The 17848-nt window shown below is 61.2% G+C and carries 15 protein-coding genes; 14 read left to right on the top strand and 1 reads right to left on the bottom strand.

Features of this window, described 5'->3' with window-relative positions; genetic code table 11:
• Positions 1–7: 7 nt before the first annotated feature.
• A complete protein-coding gene (locus tag AB4O08_RS10855) occupies positions 8–577 on the top strand; it encodes a lipocalin family protein (RefSeq protein ID WP_010213852.1) in 570 nt (189 codons plus the stop codon).
• A gap of 116 nt (positions 578–693) precedes the next feature.
• On the opposite strand, the gene AB4O08_RS10850 is transcribed toward AB4O08_RS10855, so the two are convergent.
• Entirely contained in the window at positions 694–2058 is a 1365-nt protein-coding gene (locus AB4O08_RS10850; protein WP_460114114.1) for a formimidoylglutamate deiminase, read from the bottom strand.
• Between the two features lie 147 nt (positions 2059–2205).
• On the opposite strand from AB4O08_RS10850, the gene hutC reads away from it, so the two are divergent.
• The 13 genes from hutC (at position 2206) to AB4O08_RS10785 (ending at position 17837) form a co-directional block, all read left to right on the top strand.
• Entirely contained in the window at positions 2206–2916 is a 711-nt protein-coding gene (gene hutC / locus AB4O08_RS10845) for a histidine utilization repressor (RefSeq protein ID WP_232920667.1), read from the top strand.
• Positions 2913–3473, top strand: a complete 561-nt coding sequence (locus tag AB4O08_RS10840) for a HutD/Ves family protein (protein WP_010213848.1) — start codon at positions 2913–2915, stop codon at positions 3471–3473. Before hutC ends, AB4O08_RS10840 begins: the two co-directional genes overlap by 4 nt.
• 405 nt (positions 3474–3878) lie before the next feature.
• A complete protein-coding gene (gene hutU, locus AB4O08_RS10835) occupies positions 3879–5549 on the top strand; it encodes a urocanate hydratase (RefSeq protein ID WP_010213847.1) in 1671 nt (556 codons plus the stop codon).
• 141 nt (positions 5550–5690) lie between these two features.
• Entirely contained in the window at positions 5691–7148 is a 1458-nt protein-coding gene (locus AB4O08_RS10830) for a purine-cytosine permease family protein (RefSeq protein ID WP_010213845.1), read from the top strand.
• A gap of 69 nt (positions 7149–7217) precedes the next feature.
• Complete coding sequence (locus AB4O08_RS10825) at positions 7218–8183, top strand: ABC transporter substrate-binding protein (protein WP_010213844.1); 966 nt, start codon at positions 7218–7220, stop codon at positions 8181–8183.
• Positions 8184–8254: 71 nt separating this feature from the next.
• Positions 8255–9106, top strand: coding sequence for an ABC transporter permease (locus AB4O08_RS10820; protein WP_010213842.1), 852 nt, complete (start codon positions 8255–8257; stop codon positions 9104–9106).
• Positions 9103–9927, top strand: coding sequence for a quaternary amine ABC transporter ATP-binding protein (locus AB4O08_RS10815; RefSeq protein WP_010213841.1), 825 nt, complete (start codon positions 9103–9105; stop codon positions 9925–9927). Before AB4O08_RS10820 ends, AB4O08_RS10815 begins: the two co-directional genes overlap by 4 nt.
• A 160-nt stretch (positions 9928–10087) precedes the next feature.
• On the top strand, positions 10088–11596 hold the full coding sequence (gene hutH, locus AB4O08_RS10810) for a histidine ammonia-lyase (RefSeq protein WP_252959554.1): 1509 nt from the start codon (positions 10088–10090) through the stop codon (positions 11594–11596).
• Between the two features lie 32 nt (positions 11597–11628).
• Positions 11629–13167 (top strand): histidine ammonia-lyase, encoded by a 1539-nt coding sequence (hutH, locus tag AB4O08_RS10805; protein ID WP_460114113.1) that lies wholly within the window; start codon positions 11629–11631, stop codon positions 13165–13167.
• A gap of 161 nt (positions 13168–13328) precedes the next feature.
• Entirely contained in the window at positions 13329–14738 is a 1410-nt protein-coding gene (locus AB4O08_RS10800) for an amino acid permease (protein WP_460114858.1), read from the top strand.
• A 15-nt stretch (positions 14739–14753) separates the two neighbouring features.
• Positions 14754–15959 carry an imidazolonepropionase gene (gene hutI / locus AB4O08_RS10795; RefSeq protein WP_096143953.1) on the top strand — a complete coding sequence of 402 codons (1206 nt, stop codon included), beginning with the start codon at positions 14754–14756 and terminating at the stop codon, positions 15957–15959.
• Positions 15960–15971: 12 nt separating this feature from the next.
• Entirely contained in the window at positions 15972–16772 is an 801-nt protein-coding gene (gene hutG / locus AB4O08_RS10790; RefSeq protein WP_021492179.1) for an N-formylglutamate deformylase, read from the top strand.
• A 129-nt stretch (positions 16773–16901) separates the two neighbouring features.
• Positions 16902–17837, top strand: coding sequence for a choline ABC transporter substrate-binding protein (locus tag AB4O08_RS10785; protein ID WP_021492178.1), 936 nt, complete (start codon positions 16902–16904; stop codon positions 17835–17837).
• Positions 17838–17848 lie beyond the last annotated feature (11 nt).

Genomic DNA, 17848 nt, shown 5'->3' with positions numbered 1-17848 from the left:
AAGAAGAATGATGCGTTTTGTTTTGTTCCTTTGTGCCAGCCTGTTTTTGGCGGGCTGCGCCAGCCATTCTGGCGATGATCTGCAACCCAAGACAGCCGGCAGCGTCAACCTCAAGCGTTACCAGGGCACCTGGTATGAGTTGGCCCGATTGCCGATGTATTTCCAGCGCAATTGCGCCCAGTCCGAAGCTCGCTACACCCTGTTGCCCGATGGCGATATGTCGGTGTTCAACCGTTGCTTGACGACCGAATGGAAGTGGGAAGAAGCCAAGGGCACCGCCACTCCGCAAGTGCCAGGCAAGACCGACAAGCTCTGGGTGGAATTCAATAACTGGTTTACCGCGCTGTTACCCGGCGTCGCCAAGGGCGACTACTGGGTGCTGTATGTCAGCGATGACTACAAGACTGCGATCGTCGGCAGCCCTAGCCGGCGCTACATGTGGATCTTGTCGCGCACGCCGACGGTCAATGCGGACACCCGCGAAGACCTGCTGAGCAGGGCGCGGCAACAGGGGTATGACACCACACGTTTGATCTGGCGCACGTCGGACAAGCAGATGGCGAAAACCTCGCAATAACCCTGAATGAATGCGGATCAAAATGTGGGAGCGGGCTTGCTCACGAATGCGGCGTGTCAGTCGACAGATGCAATGACTGGCACACCGCATTCGCCAGCAACCCCGCTCCCACAGTTTTAACCGAGTAGGTCCTTTAATACCTGTGTGAAGGCGCGATTGCTGTCCTCTTCACCGGCGTGGTGCCCATCGCGCACCACCCACTTCCCGTTCACCAGCACATCCCGCACCTGCCGATCTCCGCCTGCGAACAGCCAGCGATTGAGAATCCCGTCCTCCGTTGCCGTCGCCAGGTACGGATCATTACCGTCCAGCACAATCCAATCCGCTCGCTTACCCACTTCCAATCGACCAATCGGCTGCCCCAGCGCTTGGGCACCACCGTCCAGCGCGGCATCAAACAGCGTGCGGCCGACCATCGGCTGATCACCGCGATACAGCCGGTTACGCCGCTGATCGCGCAAGCGCTGGCCGTATTCCAGCCAACGCAACTCTTCCACCACGCTCAGTGATACATGGCTGTCGGACCCGATGCCCATGCGTCCGCCCTGGGCGAGAAAATCCACCGCCGGGAAAATCCCGTCACCCAGGTTGGCCTCGGTGGTCAGGCACAAGCCGGCAATCGCACGGCTCTTGGCCATGCGCGCGACTTCATCCGCATCGGCATGGGTGGCATGCACCAGGCACCAGCGCTCATCCACTTCTACGTTGTCATACAGCCATTGCAGCGGGCGTTTGCCGCTCCAGGCCAGGCAGTCATCGACTTCTTTTTGCTGTTCGGCGATGTGGATATGCACCGGGCACGCTTTGTCGCTGGCGGCCAGCACTGCATTGATTTGTTCGGGCGTCACCGCACGCAACGAGTGGAAACACAACCCCAACTGTTGCGCCGGTTGTGCGGCGAGGATGGGTTTCAACTGCGCCTGCAGGTCCAGGTAGTGTTCGGTGCTGTTGATAAACCGCCGCTGGCCTTCATTTGGCGCCTGGCCGCCAAACCCGGAGTGGGTGTAAAGCACTGGCACCAGTGTCAGGCCAATCCCGCTAGTGGCTGCCGCCTGGCTGATCTGCCGCGACAGCTCCGTACGATCGGCATACGGCTGGCCGCTGATGTCATGGTGCACATAGTGGAATTCGGCCACCGACGTGTAGCCGGCCTTGAGCATTTCGATGTACAGCTGGCGTGCGATCACCTGCAATTGATCCGGGTTGATCTTGCCCACCATGCGATACATCAGGTCGCGCCAGGTCCAGAAACTGTCATTCGGGTTACCGGCAACTTCCGCCAAACCGGCCATGGCACGCTGGAAAGCATGGGAGTGCAGGTTCGGCATGCCCGCCAACACAGGGCCTCTCAGCCGTTCTGCACCGTCTGCCCTGGCATTGGCCTCTACTTTAATCAGCAGGCCTTCGGCGCTGACTTCAAGACGTACATCATTGGCCCATCCATTAGGCAGCAGCGCGCGTTCGGCAAAGAAAGCGGACATGATCAAGGCACCCCGGTCGTGTGTTTATTTGTATATACATATACAGACGTTTGCCTGCTCGGTAAACTCCGGCAATCTATGCATCTTTTCCCCCTGCAAGGATTCCCTGTGCCGACTCCGCCTGCCAAGTCTTCGCTGGCTGCCCACATGGACGAAAGTCCGGCGCCCTTGTATGCCCGCGTCAAACAGATGATCAGTCAGCAGATTCTCAACGGCAACTGGCCGCCTCATTACCGCGTGCCGTCGGAGAGCGAACTGGTCAGCCAGCTGGGTTTCAGTCGCATGACCATCAACCGCGCCCTGCGCGAGCTCACCGCCGAAGGGTTGTTGGTGCGCATGCAGGGTGTCGGCACCTTTGTCGCTGAGCCCAAGAGCCAGTCTGCCCTGTTCGAAGTGCACAACATTGCCGATGAGATCGCCTCCCGCGGTCATCGGCATACCTGCCAGGTCATCCACCTGGGCGAAGAGGCCGCCGGTTCCGAGCGCGCCGTCGCCCTGGAGATGCGCGAAGGTGGACGGGTATTCCACTCGTTGATCGTGCACTTCGAAAACGATATTCCCGTGCAAATCGAAGACCGTTTCGTCAACGCCCTGGTCGCGCCGGAATACCTGCAGCAGGATTTCACCCAGCAAACGCCCTACGCCTACCTGAACCAGGTGGCGCCACTGACCGAAGGCGAGCACGTGGTCGAAGCCATCCTCGCCGACGCGGCCGAGTGCAAGCTGCTGCAGATCGAACCCACCGAACCGTGCCTGTTGATTCGCCGACGCACCTGGTCGGGCCGCCAGCCGGTGACCGCCGCGCGTTTGATCCACCCCGGTTCCCGTCACAGCCTGGAAGGACGTTTCAGTAAATGAGTTCGGTAACAGTCTGGCGCGCCGCCGATTACGTACGCATGCCGTGGAAAAACGGCGGCGGCAGCACCGAAGAAATTACCCGCGATGCCGGTACTGGCCTGGATGGTTTTGGCTGGCGCCTGTCGATTGCCGATATCGGTGAGTCGGGCGGGTTCTCCACATTCGCCGGCTACCAGCGCGTGATCACTGTGATCAAAGGCGCGGGCATGGTGTTGACCGTGGATGGTGAGGAACAGCGCGGCTTGTTACCGCTGCAACCGTTCGCGTTCAAAGGTGACAGCCAGGTGTCGTGCCGGCTCATCACTGGCCCGATCCGCGATTTCAACCTGATCTATTCGCCACAGCGTTACCACGCCCGCCTACAGTGGATCGACGGTGTGCAGCGTTTTTTCAGTACCGCGCAGACGGTGCTGGTGTTCAGCGTGGCTGATGAAGTGAAGGTGTTGGACCAGAAGCTGGGTCATCACGATTGCCTGCAAGTGGACGGTAACACTGGCGTGTTGGACATCTCCGTCAGTGGCCGCAGCTGCATCATCGAGCTGACTCCGCGCGGTTAAAACTGTGGGGGCGGGCTTGCTCGCGAATGCGGTGTCTCAGCACCAGATAGGCTGGCTGACCCACCGCATTCGCGAGCGAGCCCGCTCCCACATTTGTTTTGTGGTAAGCACAAATTCTGTTTCCTGCCCCTCGCACCAATTTGTTACCAAATGCCCCAGCGTGGCGCAAAACCCCGCTGTCGTGACAAACCTTTCGCGTAGCAAAACGCCTCCGCAAGAAATTTCATAAAGTCTCAAAGCCTTATTTTCCAAGGCTTGAGCTCGACTTCGAAAAAAATCCGCACGGCGCCCTCGGGAAGTTGGCCGTTTGATTGCATATGCTTGTATGTACAAGTAAAGATGTGTGCGTAAGACTCTGCTTCGCACCATCCATGTTCGCGCATCGATCGCCGAGGAGTCCTAGCTGTGACCAAGCCTACAAAGTACCGTGACGTCGAAATCCGTGCCGCCCACGGTAACAAGCTCACCGCCAAAAGCTGGCTGACTGAAGCGCCGCTGCGCATGCTGATGAACAACCTTGACCCGCAAGTGGCCGAGAACCCGAAAGAATTGGTGGTGTACGGCGGTATCGGCCGTGCAGCGCGTAACTGGGAGTGCTACGACCAGATCGTCGAGAGCCTCACTCATCTGAATGACGACGAAACCCTGCTGGTGCAATCCGGCAAGCCGGTCGGCGTATTCAAGACCCACAGCAATGCCCCGCGCGTGCTGATCGCCAACTCCAACCTGGTGCCACACTGGGCCAGCTGGGAACACTTCAACGAACTGGATGCCAAGGGCCTGGCCATGTATGGCCAGATGACCGCCGGCAGCTGGATCTACATCGGCAGCCAAGGCATCGTCCAGGGCACTTACGAAACCTTCGTTGAAGCCGGCCGCCAGCACTACAACAGCGACCTTACCGGCCGTTGGGTACTCACCGCCGGTCTCGGCGGCATGGGCGGCGCGCAGCCTTTGGCGGCAACCCTGGCCGGTGCCTGCTCGCTGAACATTGAGTGCCAGCAGGTCAGCATCGACTTCCGTCTCAACAGCCGCTACGTCGATGAGCAAGCCACCGATCTCGACGACGCCCTGGCGCGTATCGCCAAGTACACCAAGGAAGGCAAGGCCATCTCTGTCGCCCTGCTGGGCAACGCGGCGGAAATTCTGCCGGAACTGGTCAAGCGCGGCGTGCGTCCGGACATGGTCACCGACCAGACCAGCGCCCACGACCCCCTCAACGGCTACCTGCCGGCCGGTTGGACCTGGGACGAATACCGCGCCCGCGCCAAGACCGAGCCTGCTGCCGTGATCAAGGCCGCCAAGCAGTCGATGGCCGTGCACGTCAAAGCCATGCTGGAATTCCAGAAACAAGGCATCCCGACCTTCGACTACGGCAACAACATCCGTCAGATGGCGCAAGAAGAAGGCGTGGAAAACGCATTCGACTTCCCAGGTTTCGTCCCGGCCTACATCCGCCCACTGTTCTGCCGTGGCATCGGCCCGTTCCGTTGGGCGGCGCTGTCCGGTGACCCGCAGGACATCTACAAGACCGACGCCAAGGTCAAAGAGCTGATCCCAGACGACGCCCACCTGCACAACTGGCTGGACATGGCGCGTGAGCGCATCAGCTTCCAGGGCCTGCCGGCGCGAATCTGCTGGGTTGGCCTGGGCCAGCGCGCCAAGCTGGGCCTGGCGTTCAACGAAATGGTACGCAGCGGCGAGCTGTCGGCACCGGTCGTGATCGGCCGTGATCACCTGGACTCCGGCTCGGTCGCAAGCCCGAACCGCGAAACCGAAGCCATGCAGGACGGCTCCGACGCCGTGTCCGATTGGCCACTGCTCAACGCCTTGCTCAACACTGCCAGCGGCGCGACCTGGGTGTCGCTGCACCACGGTGGTGGCGTGGGCATGGGCTTCTCCCAGCACTCCGGCATGGTCATCGTCTGCGACGGTACCGATGAAGCGGCCGAGCGCATTGCCCGTGTACTGCACAACGACCCGGCCACCGGTGTGATGCGTCACGCAGATGCCGGTTACCAGATCGCCATCGATTGCGCCAAAGAGCAGGGCCTCAATCTCCCGATGATCAAATAGCTAATGTGGGAGCGGGCTTGCTCGCGAATGCGGTGGGTCAGCTACAGAAAGATTGACTGGACGTCCGCTTTCGCGAGCACGCCCGCTCCCACATTTGATCTGCAGTGAACCAGGAAACAATCCATCAGAGGTTGAACACACATGGCTGCAAATGACGCACGTGCAAGCACCACCCCGTTGATCGAAAGGCGTTCGATCGACTACATCCCGGAAGCGGAAAGACACGGTCGTCTATTTAGCCAGTTCACCCTGTGGATGGGTGCCAACCTGCAGATCACCGCGATTGTCACCGGGGCCTTGGCCGTGGTGCTGGGCGGTGATGTGTTCTGGTCGTTGATCGGCCTGTTGGTCGGTCAATTGATCGGCGGTGGCGTCATGGCGTTGCATGCGGCGCAAGGGCCCAAGCTCGGCCTGCCGCAGATGATCTCCAGCCGGGTGCAGTTTGGGGTGTATGGCGCGGCGATCCCGATTGTGCTGGTGTGCCTGATGTACCTCGGCTTCACCGCCACCGGAACGGTACTTTCCGGTCAAGCGCTGGGTCAGTTGTTCGGGGTCAGCGACAGCGTCGGTATCCTGATTTTTGCCAGTGTCATCGTGCTGGTCACGGTGCTCGGTTATCGGGTGATCCATTTCATCGGCCGTGTCGCCAGCGTTATTGGCGTGATTGCCTTTGTCTACCTGTTCAGCCGTCTGATGAGCCAGACCGACGTTGGCGCACTCTTGCAGATTCGCCATTTCAGCTGGAGCAGCTTCCTGCTGGCGGTGTCGCTCGCGGCCTCCTGGCAGATCGCCTTCGGCCCCTACGTGGCGGACTACTCACGCTATTTACCGAGCAACACCTCCTCGCTGAAAACCTTTCTCGCCGCGGGTGCGGGTTCGGTGATTGGCGCGCAGGTGGCAATGATCCTCGGCGTGTTTGCCGCGGCGATGTCCAACGGGCAATTCGCCGGTCACGAAGTCGCCTACATCGTGGGCTTGAGTGGTACGGGTGCCACTGCTGCGCTGCTGTACTTCAGCATCGCCTTCGGCAAGGTCACCATCTCGACGCTGAACTCTTACGGCAGCTTCATGTGCATCGCGACCATCATCAGCGGCTTTCGCGGTCGCCTGGAGGTCACGCGCTTGCAGCGTCTGGTGTTCGTGCTGGCGATTGTCGGCACGGCGACCTTGATCGCGTTGCTCGGCCAGCATTCGTTCCTCGGGGCATTCAAGTCTTTCATCCTGTTCCTGTTGGCGTTCTTCACGCCTTGGAGCGCGATCAACCTGGTGGACTACTACTGCATCACCCGTGAACGCTATGACGTGCCGGCGCTGGCCGACCCAAACGGTCGCTACGGTCGCTGGAACCTGCTGGGTATCAGCGTGTACGTGTTCGGCGTGCTGGTGCAGTTGCCGTTCATCTCCACCAAGTTCTACACCGGCCCTTTGGTGGCCGCGCTGGGTGATGTGGATATTTCCTGGATCATCGGACTGGTGCTGCCGGCAGCGCTGTATTACCTGTGTGCGAAAAAATGGCACGGCACGGTGCCCGATCAACTGATCCTGCCAACAGAGCAGGGCGCTATACCAAGAACAAACGGGCTGGCTGCACAAGCCTGATGGGACGTGGACAGGGCAGGACGCCTACTGACTGCCGTAATCCATTTCAAGATTGGGAGCGTCACAACAATGAAAATGCATAAGACCCTGATGGCCACCTTGCTCTCTGCAGGTGTGTTGGCAAGCGCTGGCGCCCAGGCGGCAGGTTGGTGCGAATCCGGCAAGCCGGTGAAGTTCGCAGGCCTGAACTGGGAAAGCGGCATGTTGCTCACCGACATCCTGCAAACCGTGCTGGAAAAAGGCTACGACTGCAAAACCGACAGCCTGCCGGGCAACTCCATCACCATGGAAAACGCCCTGAGCAGCAACGACATTCAGGTCTTCGCCGAAGAATGGGTGGGCCGCAGTGAAGTCTGGAACAAGGCCGAGAAGGCCGGCAAAGTCGTCGGCGTCGGCGCCCCGGTTGTCGGCGCTATCGAAGGCTGGTACGTGCCGCGTTATGTGATCGAAGGTGATGCCAAACGCAAGCTGGAAGCCAAGGCACCGGACCTGAAAAATATTGCCGACCTGGCCAAGTACGCCTCGGTGTTCAAGGATCAGGAAGAGCCGTCCAAGGGCCGTTTCTACAACTGCCCGGCTGGGTGGACCTGCGAGCTGGACAACAGCGAGATGCTGAAAAGCTATGGCCTGGAAAGCACCTATACCAACTTCCGTCCAGGCACCGGCCCGGCGCTGGATGCCGCCGTGCTGTCGAGCTACAAGCGTGGCGAGCCGATCCTGTTCTACTACTGGTCGCCAACGCCGCTGATGGGCCAGGTCGACCTGGTCAAGCTGGAAGAAAAGCCCGGTGTGGATAAAAGCGTGAGCATCAAGGTCGGCCTGTCCAAGACCTTCCACGAGCAGGCGCCTGAACTGGTGGCTGTGCTGGAAAAGGTCAACCTGCCTATCGACCTGCTGAACCAGAACCTGGGTCGCATGGCCAAGGAGCGCATTGAGTCGCCAAAACTGGCGAAAATTTTCCTCAAGGAACATCCTGAAGTTTGGCACGCCTGGGTGAGCGACGACGCAGCCAAGAAAATCGACGCGGCCTTGTAGGTCAAGCGTGCCCGGCTACCCTGAGGGGCAGCCGGGCGCCTGGCCACAACCCACTGGATCGAGAGCACGATATGTTTCCTGAGAGTTTTACGTTTTCCATCGCCGACTGGGTCAACGGTTGGGTGGACTCATTGGTCACCAACTACGGTGATGTGTTCCGGCACATTTCCGACACCCTGCTGTGGGCCATCGTCAACCTGGAAGGGTTGCTGCGCGCAGCGCCCTGGTGGCTGATGCTGGCTATCGTCGGCGGTGTCGCCTGGCACGCCACCCGCAAGGTGGTGACCACGGCGGTGATCGTCGGTTTGCTGTTCCTCGTAGGTGCGGTTGGCCTGTGGGACAAGCTGATGCAAACCCTGGCCTTGATGATGGTCGCCACGGTGATCTCGGTGTTGATCGGCGTGCCGCTGGGTATCCTGTCCGCACGCAGCAATCGCCTGCGCTCGGTGCTGATGCCGCTGCTCGACATCATGCAGACCATGCCGAGCTTCGTGTACCTGATCCCGGTGTTGATGCTGTTCGGCCTGGGCAAGGTCCCGGCGATTTTCGCCACGGTGATCTACGCCGCACCGCCGCTGATTCGCCTGACAGATTTGGGGATTCGCCAAGTCGACGGCGAAGTCATGGAAGCGATCAACGCCTTCGGTGCCAACCGTTGGCAGCAACTGTTCGGCGTGCAGCTGCCGCTGGCGTTGCCGAGCATCATGGCCGGTATCAACCAGACCACCATGATGGCGCTGTCGATGGTGGTGATCGCCTCGATGATCGGCGCCCGAGGCTTGGGTGAAGATGTCCTTGTCGGCATCCAGACCCTCAACGTCGGGCGTGGCCTTGAGGCCGGCTTGGCGATCGTGATTCTCGCAGTGGTCATCGACCGCATTACCCAGGCCTATGGTCGTCCCCGGCATGAGGCGAGCAAATGACTACTGTCAGCAAAATCGAAGTTAAAAACGTCTTCAAGATCTTCGGCGCCCGCTCCAAGGATGCGCTGTCGCTGATCGGCCAGGGCAAGACCAAGGACCAGGTGCTTGCCGAGACCGGCTGCGTGGTCGGCGTGAACGATCTGTCCCTGAGCATCGGCACGGGTGAGATCTTCGTGATCATGGGCTTGTCGGGTTCCGGCAAGTCCACGTTGGTGCGCCACTTCAACCGCCTGATCGATCCCACCAGCGGCGCGATCCTGGTGGACGGCGAAGACATCCTGCAACTGGACATGGAAGCCCTGCGCCAATTCCGTCGGCACAAGATCAGCATGGTGTTCCAGAGCTTCGGCCTGCTGCCCCACAAGAGCGTGCTCGACAACGTCGCCTACGGCCTGAAGGTACGGGGTGAAACCAAACAGGTGTGCGCTGAACGCGCCCTGCACTGGATCGGAACCGTCGGCCTCAAGGGCTACGAAAACAAATATCCGCACCAGCTCTCTGGCGGCATGCGCCAGCGCGTCGGCCTGGCCCGTGCATTGGCGGCGGATACCGACATCATCCTGATGGACGAGGCCTTCAGCGCCCTCGACCCGCTGATCCGCGCCGAGATGCAGGACCAATTACTGGAGCTGCAAAAGACCCTGCACAAAACCATCGTGTTCATCACCCATGACCTCGATGAGGCCGTGCGTATCGGCAACCGCATTGCGATCCTCAAGGACGGCAAGCTTATCCAGGTCGGCACGCCTCGGGAGATCCTGCATTCGCCGGCGGATGAGTATGTGGATCGGTTTGTCCAGCGGCGGGCCGCGGTGGTCTGATTTCGACCTTGTGGTGAGCCGGCTGGCGCTATCGCAGCGGTGCGACGATTCGACAAGCCAGCTCCCACAAGTTAATCGGTTCACACAGTTCAACTGTGGGAGCCGGGCTTGCTCGCGAAGAGGCCGGCAAAGCTGCACAAGAATTAAAGAAGGTATGAAGATGTCCCAGGCAACAAAAATCACCATCGCCGATGCGCCATTGCGCTGGCAGGACGTAGCCGCCGTCGCTCGTCATGGCGCTGTCCTCGAACTTTCGGGCCAGGCCTGGGCGCGCATCGACAATGCCCAGGCCATCGTGCAGCGCATTGTCACCAGCGGCGAGCGCGCCTACGGCGTGAACACCGGCCTGGGCGCGTTGTGCAATGTGTCGCTCAAGGGTGAACAACTCAGCCAGTTGTCGCGCAACACCTTGCTGAGCCATGCCTGCGGCGTCGGCCCGGTGCTGAGTGACGAGCAGACCCGCGCGATCATCTGCGCGGCGATCATCAACTACAGCCACGGCAAATCCGGCCTGCATCCGCAGGTGGTGCACTCGTTGCTGGCGTTGCTCAACCATGGCATCACACCGCAAGTGCCGTCCCAGGGGTCGGTGGGTTATTTGACCCATATGGCCCATGTCGGGGTGGCCCTGCTGGGTGTGGGCACTGTGAGTTATCAAGGCCGGATCGTCCCGGCTCAAGAAGCATTAAGCGCGGAAGGTTTGCACCCGGTAGTGCTGGGCGCCAAGGACGGCCTGTGCCTGGTCAATGGCACGCCGTGCATGACCGGCCTGAGCTGCCTGGCCCTGGCCGACGCCCATCACTTGTTGCAATGGGCCGACGTGATCGGCGCCATGAGCTTCGAAGCCCAGCGCGGCCAGATCGACGCGTTTGACGAAGAAATCATCGCCCTCAAACCCCACCCAGGCATGCAACAAGTGGGCATCAACCTGCGCGCCTTGCTTGATGGCAGCGAAGTGATCGCCAGCAGCCAAGGCATTCGCACCCAGGACGCCCTGAGTATCCGCTCGATCCCGCAGATCCATGGTGCGGCGCGCGATCAGGTAGAGCACGCCACCCGCCAGATCGAGACCGAACTCAACAGCGCCACCGACAACCCGTTGGTGCTCGGCACGCCGGACCACTACCGCGTGGTGTCCCAGGCCAACCCGCATGGGCAGTCTGTGGCGCTGGCGGCGGACATGCTGGCGATTGCCATGGCCGAAATCGGCGCGGTGGCCGAACGTCGCCTGGACCGTCTGATCAACCCGCACGTCAGCGGCTTGCCGGCGTTCCTGGTGAGCAACCCAGGGGTCAACTCCGGGATGATGATCGTGCAGTACGTCGCCGCTTCGCTGTGTGGGCAAAACCGCCAATTGGCACAACCGGCGGTGCTCGACAACTTCGTCACCTCGGGCCTGCAGGAAGACCACCTGAGCATGGGCACCAATGCCGCGCTCAAGCTGCACCAGGTGCTGGCCAACGTGACGCAGATCCTCGCTATCGAGTACCTGCTGGCGGCCCAGGCGTTTGAGTTCCTCAAAGAGCAACGCTTCGGCGCCGGCACTGACCGCGCCTGGCGCCTGTTGCGTGAAGTGGTGCCGGCCTATGCGCAGGACCGCTGGCTGGCGCCGGACATTGCGGCCGCCGCCAAGCTGCTCAAAGACACCGATTTACCCAATTTCCACTGAAAACCAATTCAAAAGAACAATTCAAAAGGAGTATGAATGTGACTGCGCTAAACCTGATTCCAGGTCAACTGAGCCTTGCCCAACTGCGAGCTATCTACCAGCAGCCGGTAACCCTTAGCCTGGATGACAGCGCCACGGCGCAGATCGAAGCCAGTGTTGCCTGCGTGGAGCAGATTCTCGCCGAGAACCGCACCGCCTATGGCATCAACACGGGTTTCGGCCTGCTGGCTTCGACCCGCATCGCCAGCGAAGACCTGGAAAACCTCCAGCGTTCCCTGGTGTTGTCCCATGCCGCCGGCGTGGGTGAGCCGATCAGCGACGCACTGGTGCGGCTGGTCATGGTGCTCAAGGTCAACAGTCTGAGCCGTGGGTTCTCCGGGATCCGCCGCCAGGTGATCGACGCGCTGATCGCGCTGATCAACGCCGAGGTGTACCCGCATATTCCTTTGAAAGGTTCGGTCGGTGCCTCCGGTGACCTGGCGCCATTGGCGCACATGTCCCTGGTGCTGCTGGGCGAAGGCAAGGCGCGCTACAAGGGCGAGTGGCTGGACGCGACCGAGGCGCTGAAAGTCGCCGGTTTGACCCCGCTGACCCTTGCCGCCAAAGAAGGCCTGGCGCTGCTTAACGGCACCCAAGTGTCCACCGCCTATGCGTTGCGTGGCCTGTTTGAAGGCGAAGACCTGTTCGCCGGTGCCCTGGCGTGCGGCGCGCTCACCGTGGAAGCGGTGCTGGGCTCGCGCTCGCCGTTCGACGCACGTATTCACGCCGCGCGCGGCCAGCGTGGGCAGATCGATTCGGCTGCGGCCTATCGTCATCTGCTGGGTGAAAGCAGCCAGGTGTCCCAGTCGCACCAGAACTGCGACAAAGTGCAGGACCCGTACTCCCTGCGCTGCCAACCACAAGTCATGGGCGCCTGCCTGACCCAGTTCCGCCAGGCCGCCGAGGTACTGGTGGTAGAAGCCAATGCCGTGTCGGATAACCCGCTGGTATTTGCCACACAAGGCGACGTGATTTCCGGCGGTAACTTCCACGCCGAACCGGTTGCCATGGCGGCCGATAACATGGCGCTGGCCATCGCTGAAATCGGCTCCCTCAGCGAGCGTCGTATCTCGCTGATGATGGACAAGCACATGTCGCAACTGCCGCCGTTTCTGGTGGGCAATGGCGGCGTGAACTCCGGCTTCATGATCGCCCAGGTGACCGCCGCTGCGCTCGCCAGCGAAAACAAGGCGCTGGCACACCCCCATAGCGTCGACAGCCTGCCGACCTCGGCCAACCAGGAAGACCACGTGTCCATGGCCCCAGCTGCGGGCAAGCGCCTGTGGGAAATGGCCGAGAACACCCGTGGCGTTCTCGCCGTGGAATGGCTTGCCGCGTGTCAGGGCCTGGACCTGCGTGAAGGCCTGAAAACGTCACCTGCGCTTGAAAAGGCGCGCGGGATTCTGCGCGGCAAAGTGGCGTTCTATGAGAAGGACCGTTTCTTCGCGCCGGACATCAACGCCGCCAGCGAGCTGTTGGCCAGCCGCTGCCTGAATGAGTTGGTGCCGGCCAATCTCCTGCCGAGCCTTTAAGCGCGACAGCGGACCATTGAGGGCGCTGGCTTGCCTGCGATAGCTATCTGTCAGTTGAAGCATGTGTGATTGATACACCGCCATCGCAGGCAAGCCAGCTCCCACATTTGATCTTTTGCAGATTCAGATTTTCTCGGGATAACAATAACTAGGGAAGAGAAATGCAACAGCAAGAAAAGGGTTTGAAACGCGGGCTCAGCGCCCGACATATTCGCTTCATGGCACTCGGTTCCGCGATCGGTACCGGGCTGTTCTATGGCTCCGCCTCCGCCATCCAGATGGCTGGCCCTGCCGTGCTGCTGGCCTACCTGATCGGTGGCGCCGCCGTATTCATGGTGATGCGCGCCCTCGGCGAAATGGCTGTGCACAACCCGGTGGCCGGTTCTTTCGGCCAGTACGCCAGCACCTACCTGGGCCCTATGGCAGGGTTCATTCTTGGCTGGACCTACGCCTTTGAAATGATCATCGTCTGCCTCGCCGACGTGACAGCCTTCGGTATCTACATGGGCTTCTGGTTTCCCGACGTCGCGCGTTGGGTCTGGGTGCTCGGCATTGTGCTTTTGATTGGCGGCCTGAACCTGTGCAACGTCAAAGTGTTTGGCGAAATGGAGTTCTGGCTGTCGTTGCTCAAGGTCGGCGCCATTGTGGCGATGATCCTCGGCGGTTTTGGCATCATGCTGTTCGGCATTCATTCGGCCGGTGAAACCCAGGCCAGCGGCCTCAGCAACCTGTGGGCCCACGGCGGCTTCATGCCCAACGGCATCGGCGGCCTGATCGCCTCCTTTGCAGTGGTGATGTTCGCTTTTGGCGGCATCGAAATCATCGGCATCACCGCCGGTGAAGCCAAGGACCCACAGCGCGTGATCCCCAAGGCGATCAACGCGGTGCCGCTGCGCATTCTGTTGTTCTACGTGCTGACCCTGTTTGTGCTGATGGCTATCTATCCGTGGCCGCAGATCGGCAGCCAGGGCAGCCCGTTCGTGCAGATCTTCAGCAACCTCGGCATCGGCTCGGCGGCGACCATTCTCAATATCGTCGTGATCTCGGCGGCCGTCTCGGCCATCAACAGTGACATCTTCGGCGCGGGTCGCATGATGTACGGCCTGGCCCAGCAAGGGCAGGCGCCCAAGGGTTTTGCACAACTGTCCAAACAGGGCGTGCCCTGGATGACTGTCGTGGTAATGGGTGCGGCGCTGCTTTGCGGCGTGGTGCTCAACTACCTGATCCCGGAAAACGTGTTTCTGGTGATTGCCTCGATTGCGACCTTCGCCACTGTTTGGGTGTGGCTGATGATCTTGTTCACCCAGGTCGCCATGCGCCGCTCGATGACCAAGGAACAGGTCGCCGAACTGAAATTCCCCGTGCCGTTCTGGCCCTACGCGCCAGCGGCCGCCATCGTCTTCATGCTGTTCGTGTTTGGTGTGCTGGGTTATTTCCCGGACACCCAGGCCGCCTTGCTGGTCGGTGCCGTGTGGATCGTGTTGCTGGTCGTCGCGTACCTGCTGTGGGTCAAACCTTCGGCAGGGCAAGCGGCCAAGGTCCATTACGACGCGGCTTTGTCTCATCGATAACTTAGGGAGGCGTTGATGAAAACGCTTTGGCAACACTGCCACGTCGCAACCATGGCACAGGGCAACTACTCGATCATCGAGGATGCCGCCATGGTGACTGCCGGTTCGCTCATTGAGTGGATCGGCCCCCGCAGCCAGGTACCCACGGCAGATTACGCCCAGATGCATGACCTGCAAGGCGCGTGGGTCACCCCCGGGCTGATCGACTGCCACACCCACACGGTGTTCGGCGGCAACCGCAGCGGCGAATTCGAGCAGCGCCTCGAAGGCGTGAGCTACGCCGAGATCGCGGCCAAGGGCGGCGGTATTGCCAGCACCGTGCGCGCCACCCGTGCCGCGACCGAGGATGAACTGTTCGCCAGCGCCCACAAGCGCCTGCGCAGTTTGCTGCGCGACGGCGTCACCACAGTAGAGATCAAGTCCGGCTACGGGCTGGATCTGGTCAACGAACGCAAAATGCTGCGGGTGGCCCGTCGCCTCGGTGAAGCACTGCCGGTCAGTGTGCGTGCTACGTGCCTGGCGGCCCATGCCTTGCCACCCGAATACAAAGACCGCGCCGACGATTACATCGACCACATCTGCGTCGAGATGCTGCCGGCACTGGCGGCAGAAGGTCTGGTGGACGCGGTGGATGCGTTCTGCGAATACCTGGCGTTTTCCACCGAGCAGGTGGAGCGCGTGTTCAAAGTCGCCCAGCAGTTGGGCCTGCCGGTGAAGCTGCACGCCGAGCAACTGTCGTCGCTGCACGGCTCCAGCCTGGCTGCGCGTTACCAGGCGCTGTCGGCGGATCACCTGGAATTCATGACCGAAGACGATGCCATCGCCATGGCCGCCTCCGGCACCGTTGCGGTGCTGCTGCCGGGCGCCTTCTACTTCCTGCGCGAAACCCAGCTACCGCCGATGGATGCCCTGCGCAAGCACGGCGTGAAGATCGCCATTGCCAGCGACCTCAACCCCGGCACCTCGCCGGCACTGTCGGTGCGCCTGATGCTGAACATGGCCTGCACGCTGTTCCGCATGACCCCGGAAGAAGCCTTGGCGGGCGCCACCCAACATGCGGCCACCGCATTGGGCATGGGCGACACCCACGGCTCGCTGGAAGCGGGCAAGGTCGCGGACTTTGTCGCCTGGCAGATTGATCGCCCCGCCGACCTGGCCTATTGGCTGGGCGGCGAGCTGGATAAACGCGTCGTACGCCACGGCGTCGATGTCACTGTTTGAGGAGTGCTGCTTGTGGATAAGGTTCTGAATTTCAAACAAGGCCGTGTGCCGCTGTTGATCAGCATGCCCCACGCCGGCCTGCGCCTGACGCCTGCTGTCGAGGCGGGGTTGATCCCTGAAGCGCAAAGCTTGCCGGACACCGACTGGCACATCCCCACGCTCTATGACTTTGCCGAAGAACTGGGCGCCAGCACCCTGGCGGCCGAGTACTCGCGGTTCGTGATCGACCTTAACCGTCCATCCGACGACAAGCCGCTGTACGCGGGCGCCACCACCGGTCTGTATCCGGCGACATTGTTTGATGGCGTGCCATTGTTCCGCGAAGGGTTGGAACCGAGCGAGGCCGAGCGCGCCAGTTACTTGCAAAAGGTCTGGGGCCCGTATCACCGCACGTTGCAGGAGGAACTGGCGCGGCTCAAGGCCGAATTCGGCTACGCCTTGCTGTTCGATGCGCATTCGATCCGCTCGGTCATCCCGCACCTGTTCGACGGCAAACTGCCGGACTTCAACCTCGGTACGTTCAACGGAGCCGCCTGTGATCCTGAGCTGGCCAACCAGTTAGAGGCCATTTGTGCCGCGCATCCGCAGTACACCCATGTGCTTAACGGGCGCTTCAAGGGTGGCCACATCACCCGTCACTACGGCGACCCGGCGCAGGATATTCACGCGGTGCAGTTGGAGTTGTGCCAGAGCGCCTATATGGAGGAGTTCGAACCGTTCCGTTATCGCCCGGATCTGGCCGAGCCGACTCGGGTGGTGTTGAAGCAGTTGTTGCAGGGGCTGTTGGCGTGGGGGCAGAAACGCTACGGCTGACCGTCTGTCGCCTGGGTGCAAAACCCGGTCGCCACAGGTCGCTTTTGTCGAGGTCTCGCTGAGTAAGGTTGTGGATACGGCGCGTCAGACGCCACTCCTACAATAAAGCTGCCGAGTGAGACCTCCTCCATGAAACGACTGTTGTTGACCCTCACCGCCGCCGCGTTGCTCAGCGCCCATGCCATGGCCGCCGAACCGGCTTCCTGCAAGAACATCCGCATGGGCGTGGTCAGCTGGACTGACGTGGTCGCCACCTCCGGGATGGCCGATGTGCTGCTCAATGGCCTCGGCTACGACAGCAAACAGACCAGCGCCGTGCAGCAGATCATCTTTGCCGGCATCCGCGACAAGCGCCTGGATATCTTCCTCGGCTACTGGAAGCCCGCGATGGACAACAACATCGCGCCCTTCCTCGCGGCCAAGCAGGTCAAGGTGTTCGACACCCCGAGCCTCGCCGATGCCCAGGCCACCCTGGCCGTGCCGCAATACGTGGCCGATGCCGGCTTGAAGACCTTCGCCGATATCGCCCGTTTCAAGGACAAGCTCGGCGGCAAGATCTATGGCATCGAGCCAGGCAGCGGCGCCAACACCGACATCCAGAAAATGATCGACACCAACCGCTTCGGCCTTGGCGGCTTCAAGTTGGTCGCCTCCGGTGAAGCGGGGATGCTGGCGGCGGTGCAGCGTGCGGTGAACCGCAAGGAATTCGTGGTGTTCGTCGGTTGGACCCCGCACCCGATGAACATCAACATGAAGATGGCTTACCTCACCGGCAGTGAAGACGTATTCGGCCCCGACGAAGGCCGCGCTACCGTTTCCACCGTCACCGCCCCGGATTTTGCCGAGCGCTGCCCCAACGCCAATCGCTTGTTGGAAAACCTCACTTTCACCGCCGCCCAGGAAAGCCAGTTGATGGTGCCGATCATGGAGCGCGAGTCGCCCCAGGACGTGGCCCGGCAATGGCTGCGTGATCATCCTGAGGATTTGCAGCGCTGGCTGGCCGGGGTCACGGCGTTTGATGGCACGGACGGAGTGGCGGCCGTACAAGCCAGCCTGGAGCTCTGAGCCGAACCTGC

Source organism: Pseudomonas sp. H3_E07 (assembly GCF_054668895.1).
Note: the sequence above shows the minus strand (reverse complement) of the source record. Positions and strands in the feature narration are given on the sequence as shown.